The 9,670-nt window shown below is 72.9% G+C and carries 8 protein-coding genes; 6 read left to right on the top strand and 2 right to left on the bottom strand.

Annotated elements, in window-relative coordinates; translation table 11 throughout:
- Positions 1–8: 8 nt before the first annotated feature.
- Positions 9–2,189, bottom strand: coding sequence for a (Fe-S)-binding protein (locus CGE01nite_RS09490; protein ID WP_141370521.1), 2,181 nt, complete (start codon positions 2,187–2,189; stop codon positions 9–11).
- A gap of 249 nt (positions 2,190–2,438) precedes the next feature.
- Here CGE01nite_RS09490 and CGE01nite_RS09485 point away from each other — a divergent pair, with 249 nt between their 5' ends.
- Genes CGE01nite_RS09485 through mnhG form a run of 6 tightly spaced genes read left to right on the top strand, consistent with a single transcriptional unit; the run spans position 2,439 to position 8,877 of the window.
- Positions 2,439–5,468: a Na+/H+ antiporter subunit A gene (locus CGE01nite_RS09485; protein ID WP_141370519.1), complete on the top strand. Its 3,030-nt coding sequence runs from the start codon at positions 2,439–2,441 to the stop codon at positions 5,466–5,468.
- Positions 5,465–5,983: a Na(+)/H(+) antiporter subunit C gene (locus CGE01nite_RS09480; protein ID WP_141370517.1), complete on the top strand. Its 519-nt coding sequence runs from the start codon at positions 5,465–5,467 to the stop codon at positions 5,981–5,983. The genes CGE01nite_RS09485 and CGE01nite_RS09480 overlap by 4 nt, the downstream gene beginning before the upstream one ends.
- Positions 5,980–7,563 (top strand): Na+/H+ antiporter subunit D, encoded by a 1,584-nt coding sequence (locus tag CGE01nite_RS09475; RefSeq protein ID WP_048344445.1) that lies wholly within the window; start codon positions 5,980–5,982, stop codon positions 7,561–7,563. The genes CGE01nite_RS09480 and CGE01nite_RS09475 overlap by 4 nt, the downstream gene beginning before the upstream one ends.
- Entirely contained in the window at positions 7,560–8,123 is a 564-nt protein-coding gene (locus tag CGE01nite_RS09470; RefSeq protein ID WP_141370515.1) for a Na+/H+ antiporter subunit E, read from the top strand. The genes CGE01nite_RS09475 and CGE01nite_RS09470 overlap by 4 nt, the downstream gene beginning before the upstream one ends.
- A complete protein-coding gene (locus tag CGE01nite_RS09465; protein ID WP_048344447.1) occupies positions 8,120–8,512 on the top strand; it encodes an MrpF/PhaF family protein in 393 nt (130 codons plus the stop codon). Before CGE01nite_RS09470 ends, CGE01nite_RS09465 begins: the two co-directional genes overlap by 4 nt.
- Positions 8,509–8,877 carry a monovalent cation/H(+) antiporter subunit G gene (mnhG, locus tag CGE01nite_RS09460; protein WP_048344448.1) on the top strand — a complete coding sequence of 123 codons (369 nt, stop codon included), beginning with the start codon at positions 8,509–8,511 and terminating at the stop codon, positions 8,875–8,877. The genes CGE01nite_RS09465 and mnhG overlap by 4 nt, the downstream gene beginning before the upstream one ends.
- 21 nt (positions 8,878–8,898) lie before the next feature.
- Here mnhG and CGE01nite_RS09455 read toward each other — a convergent pair whose 3' ends face one another.
- Positions 8,899–9,585, bottom strand: a complete 687-nt coding sequence (locus CGE01nite_RS09455; protein ID WP_170210934.1) for an ABC transporter ATP-binding protein — start codon at positions 9,583–9,585, stop codon at positions 8,899–8,901.
- Positions 9,586–9,670: the final 85 nt, after the last annotated feature.

The raw sequence follows: 9,670 nt of genomic DNA, 5'->3' as shown, positions 1-9,670 counted from the left end.
CGCGCGGGTCAGGGGGTGGTGGAGAGGCGGGCGCGGAGGAGGACCGCGATGTCTGTGACCTCGGGGACGCCGATCTCCGCCGACGAGCTTGACGGGGCCGTCTCGGCGGTGGAGTGGGCGGCGGCGACGCCGTCGGTGAGCATGACCGTGCAGTACGGGCAGGCGGTGGCGATGACGTCCGCCCCGGTGGCGATCGCCTCGGTCGCGCGCGCCGTGGAGATGCGCGTGCCGATCGACTCCTCCATCCACACCCGCGCGCCGCCCGCGCCGCAGCAGAACGCGTCCGCGCCGGAGCGCGGCATCTCCGTCACCTGGACGCCGGGGATCGCGCCGAGCAGCTCGCGCGGCGGGGAGTAGACCTGGTTGTGCCGGCCCAGGTAGCAGGGGTCGTGGTAGGTCACGGTGCGCTCGTCGTCGGCGGGCAGCAGCGTGAGGCGACCGTCGGAGACGAGCTGGTCCAGCAGCACGGTGTGGTGCACGACCTCGTACCGGCCGCCGAGCTGCGGGTACTCCCGGCTGATGGTGTTGAAGCAGTGCGCGCAGGTCACGACGATGCGCTGCGCGCCGACCTCGTTGAGGACCTCGACATTCTGCGCGGCGAGCATCTGGTAGAGCAGCTCGTTGCCCGCGCGCCGGGCCGGGTCACCCGTGCACGTCTCGCCGTCGCCGAGCACCGCGAACGACACCCCGGCGGCGTGCAGGAGCTCGGCCACGGCCCTCGTCGTGCGCTTGGCGCGGTCCTCGTACGCCCCGGCGCAGCCGACCCAGAACAGGTACTCGACGTCGGCCGCGGACTCGACGTCCGCTCCGACCACCGGCACCTCGAAGTCGAGGCCTTTGGCCCAGTCGAGCCGGGCGCGGGCGGGCAGCCCCCACGGGTTGCCCTGCCGCTCGAGCTTGGTGAACGTGCCGCCGAGCTCCTTGGGGAACGCGGACTCCATGAGCACCTGGTAGCGGCGCATGTCGACGATCGCGTCGACATGCTCGATGTCCACCGGGCACTGCTGCACGCACGCGCCGCAGGAGGTGCACGCCCACAACGCGTCGGCGTCGATCACGCCCGTGCCGATCAGGTCGAGGCCCGCGTGCTCGTCGTCGAGGTTCCGCGTGCCGTCCGGTGCGCGCAGGTACGGCGCGGTCGCGGCGGCGTGGTCGCGCAACGCGAGCGTCACGAGCTTGGGGGACAGCGGCTTGCCCGTGGCCCATGCGGGGCACTGGTCCTGGCAGCGGCCGCACTCGGTGCACGTCGCGAAGTCGAGGAGGCCCTTCCAGGTGAAGTCCTCGATCGCGCCGACGCCCAGGCGCGCGTCGTCGGGCAAGTCCTCGAGCGCAGCCAGGTCGACGGGCGTGCCGTCCGCGAGCGTCAGCGGCTGCAGCGGGCCGAGCGCGGGCGCGCCGTCGGGCTCGCGCCGCGCGTACACGTTGACCAGGCCCAGGAACCGGTGCCAGGCCACGCCCATCGTCGGCTGCAGGCCGATCACCATGAGCCACGTCATCGACACGACGATCTTCACCGTGGCCGTCACGACGACCGCGGTCTCGAGCGCGCTCGTCGTCGCTCCCTGCCAGGCCTGCCCGAGCCACGCGGTCAGCGGGAAGTGCAGCGCCGAGGCCGTGCCCTCGCCCGCGTCCGCGGCGAGCGCGTACTCCAGCCCGCGCAGCACGATCACGGCCAGCACGACGACGAGCACGGTCGCCTCGACGTAGAACGCCTGCCACTGCGTGGACCCGAAGAACCGTGACCGTCGCTGCACCTCGGCCGGCTGCGAGGCACGCGGCCGGATCCGCAGGCGCAGCGCGATGAGCGCGACGATCCCGACGAGCGACGTCCACGCGAGCAGCTCGACGGCCCACTCGAGCGGCCACAGGTGCCCGATCAGCGGAAGCGCGGCGCTGGGCGCGAGGACCTGCACGTACCCGGTCGCGAGCGTCACCGCGAGGACCGGGAACGACACCATGACCACCCAGTGCGCCGCGCGCACCACGGGCCGGTGCTGGAACCGACCGTGCCCGAGCACCTCGCGCGCGAGCGTGCGCAGGCGCTGCCTCACGGGCGAGAGTCGCCCGGGTGCGGGCCGGCCGACGCCGACGGTGCGCGTGATCGTCGTCGCCCCGCGGGCGAACAACCACACGCCGACGACCGTCGCCACGACGACGAGCACCAGGCAGGTCCACTGCACCCCGTTCACGCCGCACAACCTACCCACCCCCTCCGCCCGCCCCTCTGCGTCGTTCACGGTGCGGTGGGCGGCGCAGAGCAGTCGGCGGTTCTGCGGACATGGCTGACCGGTGCGTGAGGGTGGTCACGGTTCGGGGTCGGGAGGCGGATGCGTGGATGCCGGTTGGTAGAGTCTTGACCGATCTCCCGCCCAGTCTCGTGGCCGACCGGAACGATTCGGACGGCCTCGTTGCGCCCCGACAGGACGGAGTCCGACCGCGTGCTGCTGCTGCTCCTCGTCCACCTCGCAGCAGCCCTCGTCGCGCCCACGCTCGTCCGGCTGTGGGGACGCAAGGCGTTCTGGGTCCTCGCCGCCGCCCCTGCCTCCGCCGCCGTCTGGGCGCTGAGCTGGACGTCGCAGGTCCAACGCGGTGACGGTCCGGTGCAGAGCGTCGAGTGGATCCCCGCGCTCGGGCTCGAGCTGACGTTCCGCCTCGACACGCTCGCGTGGCTGATGACGCTCGTCGTCGGCGGGGTCGGTGCGCTCGTGCTCGTCTACTGCGCGGCGTACTTCTCGGTCTCGGCGCAGGGGCTCGGCCGGTTCGGCGGCGTGTTCGTCGCGTTCGCGGGAGCCATGCTCGGGCTCGTCACGTCCGACGACATGATCCTGATGTTCATCTTCTGGGAGCTGACGACCGTCACCTCCTACCTGCTGATCGGGCACTACAGCGACCGCAAGGCGAGCCGCCGCGCCGCGATGCAGGCGATCGTCATCACCACCGCAGGTGGCCTCGCGATGCTCGTCGGCGTGGTGCTGCTGGGTGAGGCCGCAGGCACGTACCGGCTGAGCGAGGTCGTCGCGCACCCGCCCGGCGGCGCGGCCGCGACCGCCGCGATCGCGTGCCTGCTGGCGGGGGCGGCGACGAAGTCCGCGCTGCTGCCGTTCCACTTCTGGCTGCCCGCGGCGATGGCCGCGCCGACGCCCGTCTCGGCGTACCTGCACGCGGCGGCCATGGTCAAAGCGGGCGTCTACCTGGTCGCACGGTTCGCGCCCGCGTTCTCGCAGCACGAGCTGTGGCGGTGGATCATCGTCGTGCTCGGCTGCGGGACGCTGCTGCTCGGCGGGTACCGCGCGCTGCGTCAGCACGACCTCAAGCTCGTGCTCGCGTTCGGCACGGTCAGCCAGCTCGGGCTCATCACGCTGCTCGTCGGCCTCGGCACGCGCGCCACCGCGCTGGCGGGCCTGGCGATGCTCGGCGCGCACGCGATGTTCAAGGCGACGCTGTTCCTCGTCGTCGGCGTGATCGACGCGGCCACGGGCACGCGTGACCTGCGGCGGCTGTCCGGTGTGGGCCGCGAGCTCAAGCTCACGGCGCTCGCTGGTGCGCTCGGCACCGCGAGCATGATCGGCCTGCCGCCGTTCGCGGGGTACGTGGCCAAAGAGGCCGGGCTCGAGGCGATCGAGCACCTGGAGGACAACGCCGTCGGGCTGATCGTCCTGGTCAGCGTCGCGATCGGGTCGGTGCTGACGGTCGCGTACGGCCTGCGGCTGTGGTGGGGCGCGTTCGCGACGAAGAAGGCAGTGGTCCCGGAGTCGGCGATCGCCCACGAGGCCGTCGCGACGCAGGCGGACGGCGCGCGCAGCCCCGGCTCGACGAGCCGTGTCGCGACGCAGCCCGACGCCGAGCCCGCCGCGATCTCCCACCCCTCGCTGCTGCTCGTGTGGCCCGCGATGATCCTGGGCGTGCTCGGGCTGGCCGTGGCACTGCTGCCGCAGCTCGGCGAGCACCTGCTCGACCCGTACGCGGACACGCTGGGTCTCGGCGAGCCCGGTCACCTCGCGCTGTGGGCGGGGTTCACGCCCACGTTCGCGCTGACGCTGGTGATCCTGGGCGCCGGTGCCGCCCTGTTCGCGGTGCGGGAGCGCATCGAGACGCTGCAGGCGCGCCTGACCTACCGCGGCCCCGACGCCGACCGCATCTACCGCCGCTTCATGCGCCGGCTCGACGACGTCGCGGCGGACGTCACCGCGGCCACGCAGCGAGGCTCGCTTCCGTTGTACGTCGGCCTCGTGCTGGTCGTCTTCGTGGTCGGGGTCGGAGCGAGCCTGCTCGTCGGCGGTGCGTGGCCCGACGACGTGCGGGTGTTCGACCACCCCGCGCAGCTGGTGTTCGCCGGCGCGACGATCGCGTCGGCCGTGCTCGTCGCGCGCGCCCGTCGGCGTCTCAAGGCCGTCATCCTGCTCGGCATCGGCGGGTACGCGGTGGCGGGGCTGTTCCTGCTGCAGGGCGCGCCCGACCTCGCGCTCACGCAGGTGCTCACCGAGACCGTCACGCTCGTCGTGTTCGTGCTGGTGCTGCGCCGCATCCCGCCGTACTTCTCCGACCGTCCCCTCGTCGCCTCCCGCTGGTTGCGGCTCGCGATCGGCCTGGCCGTGGGACTCACGGTCGCGGGGATCGCGCTGGTCGCGCCGTCGGCGCGCATCCACGCACCCGTCACGGAGCACTTCGCCGAGGAGGCGGTCGGCTGGGGCGGCGGCAAGAACATCGTCAACGTGACGCTGGTCGACATCCGCGCGTGGGACACCATGGGTGAGATCTCGGTGCTGCTCGTCGCGGCGACCGGTGTCGCGTCGCTCGTCTTCCTCTCGCGGCGCACCGGGCAGATCTTCCGGGCGCGGGACGCGGCACCCGAGCGGGCCGTGTGGGCGGGTGCCGACCCCATGGCGGCGCTGCGCCGCGGCACCGACCAGGCGCGGATCGACGCGCCGACGACGAACCGCGAGTGGCTGCGCGCGGGGTCGACGTTGGCCCCGCAGCGACGGTCGGTGATCTTCGAGGTCGTCGTGCGGCTGCTGTTCCACACGATGGTCGTCTACTCGGTGTTCCTGCTGTTCAGTGGGCACAACCAGCCCGGCGGCGGGTTCGCGGCGGGCCTCGTCACGGGGATTGCGCTGACCGTGCGCTACCTCGCGGGCGGCCGCTACGAGCTCGGCGAGGCGGCACCCGTGCAGCCCGGCGTGCTGCTCGGCACGGGCCTGTTCCTCTCGGCGGGTGTCGGGCTCGGCGGGCTGCTCGTCGGCGGCTCGGTGCTGCGCTCGTGGATCGTGGACCTGCACCTGCCGCTGCTCGGCGACGTGCACCTGGTGACGAGCCTCTTCTTCGACATCGGCGTGTACCTCGTCGTCGTCGGGCTCGTGCTCGACATCCTGCGCTCGCTCGGCGCGGAGCTCGACCGGCGTGCGGAGATCGGCGAGGACCCGCCGTTCGACGGCACCTTGCCGAGCCTCGAGGAGGGGGCGTCGCGATGATCGACATGGCGCCCAACCTCACGCTCGTCGTCGCGATCGCGGTGCTCTTCGCCGCGGGCGTCTACCTCGTGCTCGAACGGTCGCTGTCGCGCGTGCTGATCGGCGTGATCCTGCTCGGCAACGGCGCGAACCTGCTGTTCCTCGTGGCCGGTGGGCGTGCGGGGCGGCCACCGATCGTCGGGCTCGAGGACGAGCGGCAGATGTCCGACCCGCTGCCGCAGGCGATGGTGCTGACCGCGATCGTCATCACGCTCGGGATGACGGCGTTCCTGCTCGCCATGGCGTACCGGTCCTGGCAGCTGCATCGGCACGACGAGGTGCAGGACGACGTCGAGGACCGCCGCATCGCGCGCCTCGCGGCGATCGACGAGCGCGCATTCACGGACGCCGACACCGAGGCGACGCTCCAGTCGCTCGACGAGGAGGCCGAGGAGGCCCGCGACGAGGTGGACGACGGCCTGGTCCGTGAGGCCCGGCCGGACGACGAGCAGCGCGACAAGGAGGTGGCACCGTGAGCGACTGGACCTGGGTGGTGCCGCTGCCGGTCGTCATCCCGCTGTTCAGCGCGGGCCTCACGCTCGCGCTGTGGCGGCGCCCGCGCGTGCAGCCGATCGTCTCGGTGACCGCGCTCGTGCTCGTGCTGCTGTCCTCGGTCACGCTGCTCGTGCTGGCCGACGACGGCCCGCTCGTCGTCGACGTGGGCGGCTGGGCCGCGCCCGTCGGGATCAACCTCGTCGCCGACCGGCTCTCGGCGCTCATGCTGTCGGTCTCGTCGGCCGTGACGCTGTGCGTCCTGCTCTACTCGCTCGCGCAGGGCCGGGACGACGACGAGGAGTCCGCGCCCGTCTCGATCTACCACCCGACGTTCCTCGTGCTGGCCGCGGGCGTCGCGAACGCGTTCCTCTCGGGCGACCTGTTCAACATCTACGTCGGGTTCGAGATCCTGCTCGCGGCCTCGTTCGTGCTCATCACGCTCGGCGGCACGCGCGACCGGATCCGCGCGGGGACCATCTACATCGTCGTCGCGCTGCTCTCGTCGGTGCTCTTCCTCGTCGCGATCGCCGCGGTGTACGCCACCACCGGCACGGTCAACCTGGCCCAGCTCGCGCTGCGCCTGCCGGAGATCGACCCGGGCACGCGCCTCACGCTGCAGGTGCTCCTGCTGCTCGCGTTCGCCGTCAAGGCGGCCGTGTTCCCGCTGTCCGCGTGGCTGCCGGACTCCTACCCGACCGCGCCCGCACCGGTCACCGCGGTGTTCGCGGGCCTGCTCACCAAGGTCGGCGTGTACGCGATCATCCGCACGCAGACGCTGCTCTTCCCGGGCGGTGAGCTCGACGACGTGCTCATGTGGGCTGCGCTCGCGACCATGCTCGTCGGGATCCTCGGCGCCGTCGCGCAGGACGACATCAAGCGTCTGCTGTCGTTCACGCTCGTCAGCCACATCGGGTTCATGCTGTTCGGCATCGCGCTGTCCTCGCAGGCCGGGTGGACCGCGGCGATCTACTACGTGGTCCACCACATCACCGTGCAGACCGCGCTGTTCCTCGTGGTGGGGCTCGTCGAGCGCGTGGGCGGCTCGACGTCGCTGACGCGCCTGGGCGGCCTGGCGAAGGTCGCGCCGGTGCTCGCGATCCTGTTCTTCGTCCCGGCGATGAACCTCGGCGGGATCCCGCCGCTGTCGGGGTTCCTGGGCAAGCTCGGCCTGCTGCAGGCAGGCGTCGACGCCGGCACCCCGTTGGCCTACATCCTCGTCGTGGGCTCGGTCGTGACCTCCCTGCTCACGCTGTACGCGCTGGTCAAGGCGTGGAACAAGGCGTTCTGGCAGACACCGCAGGACGAGCCGCGGCCCGTGCACCTGCCGTTCGGGATGGTCGGCCCGACTGCCGCGCTCATCGCCGTGGGGCTCGGGCTCACGTTCGCCGCGGGCCCGCTGTACGCGTACACCGAGCGCGCGGCGAGCGCGCTCACGCTGCGCACCACCTACGTCTGGGCGGTCCTGCCCGACGGCCTGCGAGGCGAGGGCGAGTCGGCCGACCTGAGCGAGGACGACCAGACCCCACCGCCCCCGGCCGACGAGGCGGGTGACGACTCATGAGCCTGCACGCACGCCGCGCGCGGCGACTGCCCTGGGGAACGGTCGTCTGGCTGACCGTCGTCTGGGTGTTCCTGTGGGGCGACCTGACGTTCGCGAACGTGCTCGCGGGCGTGGTGCTCGCGCTGCTCGTCACGCTCGGGCTGCGGATGACGCCGGTCGACTTCCACGGCCGGGTCCGGCCGTGGGGCGTCGTGAGGCTGTTCGGCCGGTTCGCGTGGGACCTGGTGCGCGCGTCGTTCGAGGTCGCGTTCATCGCGCTGCGGCCGCGCTACACGCCGCGCGGCGCCGTGATCGGCGTTCAGCTGCGCAGCCACTCCGACCTCTACCTGACGATGGTCGCGGAGCTGTGCTCGCTCGTGCCGGGCTCACTCGTCGTCGAGGCGCACCGCCTCACGGGGCGCCTCTACCTGCACGTGCTCGACGTCGAGGCGGCCGGCGGCATCGAGGCCGCGCGCCAGGCCGTGCTCGACCAGGAGGAGCGCGTGCTGCGCGCGTTCGGGTCCGACGCCGAGCTGCGTGCGGCGGGCCTCCTGACCAGCCCGACGGGGGTCCGCTCATGACGTGGGTCGTGGTGGTGTGCGCGGTGATGATCACGATCGGCGCGGGGTTCGCGATCGTGCGGGCCGAGAAGGGTCCGTCGATGCTCGACCGGACCATCGCGCTCGACGTCACGGTGACCGCGGTGATCGCGGCGTTCGCGCTGTACGCGGCGGCGCAGCGGCGCACCGACGTGGTGCCCGTGCTCGTCGTGCTGTCGCTCGTCGGGTTCGTGGGGTCCGTGACGATCGCGCGCTTCGCGGCGGTCGAGCCCAAGGGTGAGGGCCGGGTCCGCACGCGTGAGGAGGTCGCGGCCGAGGAGGCCGCGCGGCGGGAGGCCGAGGAGGCCGAGCTGCGGGCGGGCCTCGACTGGTCCGAGCACGGCGGCTCGGCGGAGGGGGAGGTCCGATGAGCGCGTGGGACACGGCCGCGGACGTCGCGTCGGTCATCTGCATGCTGGGCGGTTCGTTCTTCGTGCTCGCCGCGGGCGTCGGGGTGCTGCGGTTCCCCGACCTGCTCGCGCGCATGCACGCCGGGACCAAGCCGCAGGTGCTCGGACTGATCCTGGTGCTCGTCGGGCTGGGCCTGCGGCTGCGGTCGGGCGGTGCGGTGTGGGCGCTCGTGCTCGTCGCTGTGTTCGGCCTGCTCACCGCGCCGGTCGCGGCGCACATGGTCGGCCGGGCGGGCTACCGCACGGGCAAGGTGCGCAGCGACCTGCTGGTCGCCGACGAGCTGACTCGCGACCTGGCTGAGGCCCGGACACGCGACGAGGAGTGAGCCCCGCCGGCGTGCCCGGCCTCAGCGGATCGAGGTCCGCGCCGACGGGCGGGCGACGAGCCGTCCGTCCTTGAGCTCGACGACGCGGTCGGCGAGCTCGGCGAGCTCCGGGTCGTGCGTCGCGACGACGACCGCGACCCCCGCGTCGCGCGCTGCGGCGACGAGCAGTCCGAACAGCGCGAGCGCGTGCCACGAGTCGAGCCCGGACGTGGGGTCGTCGGCCAGGACCGCGCGCGGCTGGTGCACGAGCGCGCGCGCGACGGCCGTGCGCTGCCGCTGACCGACCGAGACGGCGGACGGCACGCGGTACGCCCCGGCGCCGACGAAGAGCCGGCCGAGCAGCGCCGCGGCGTGCTCCCGCGCGAGGTCGGCGGGGATCTCGATCCGCAGCAGGGGGAGCTCGACGTTCTCGACGAGGGTCAGCTCGGGGAGCAGCTCGTCGCCGGGGAAGACCAGCCCGAGCGAGCGCAGGCGGGTTGCGGCGAGCTCGTGCGGCCGCAGACCGGTGAGGTCGACGCCGTCGAGGCGGACGCGCCCGGACTCGGGCTGGGCGAGCCCCGCGAGGCACTGCAGCATCGTCGTCGTGCCCGAGCGGCGTGGGCCCAGGAGCGCGACGGCCTCGCCCTCGGCGACCTCGAGATGGGCGCCCAGGAGCTCGGCGGACGTTCCTGCGCGAGCGACGACGTCGCAGGCGGAGAGCACAGACATGGCGCCTCGCAGCGGTGCATGGGAAGTGCGGCGGTCACGGGAGGCAGGGGGCCATCCGTTGCGAGGCATCTTGGCGGGTGAATTG

This window comes from Cellulomonas gelida (assembly GCF_006538725.1).
Taxonomy (GTDB): Bacteria; Actinomycetota; Actinomycetes; order Actinomycetales; family Cellulomonadaceae; genus Cellulomonas; species Cellulomonas gelida.
This window is presented reverse-complemented; position numbering and strand designations above follow the sequence as displayed.

What these genes read in the sequence shown, in the direction of transcription:
- mnhG (WP_048344448.1), top strand. Translation starts at nt 8,509, where the DNA reads ATGAGCGCGTGGGACACGGCCGCGGACGTCGCGTCGGTCATCTGCATG.
- CGE01nite_RS09470 (WP_141370515.1), top strand. Translation starts at nt 7,560, where the DNA reads ATGAGCCTGCACGCACGCCGCGCGCGGCGACTGCCCTGGGGAACGGTC.
- CGE01nite_RS09480 (WP_141370517.1), top strand. Translation starts at nt 5,465, where the DNA reads ATGATCGACATGGCGCCCAACCTCACGCTCGTCGTCGCGATCGCGGTG.
- CGE01nite_RS09455 (WP_170210934.1), bottom strand. Translation starts at nt 9,585, where the DNA reads ATGTCTGTGCTCTCCGCCTGCGACGTCGTCGCTCGCGCAGGAACGTCC.
- CGE01nite_RS09465 (WP_048344447.1), top strand. Translation starts at nt 8,120, where the DNA reads ATGACGTGGGTCGTGGTGGTGTGCGCGGTGATGATCACGATCGGCGCG.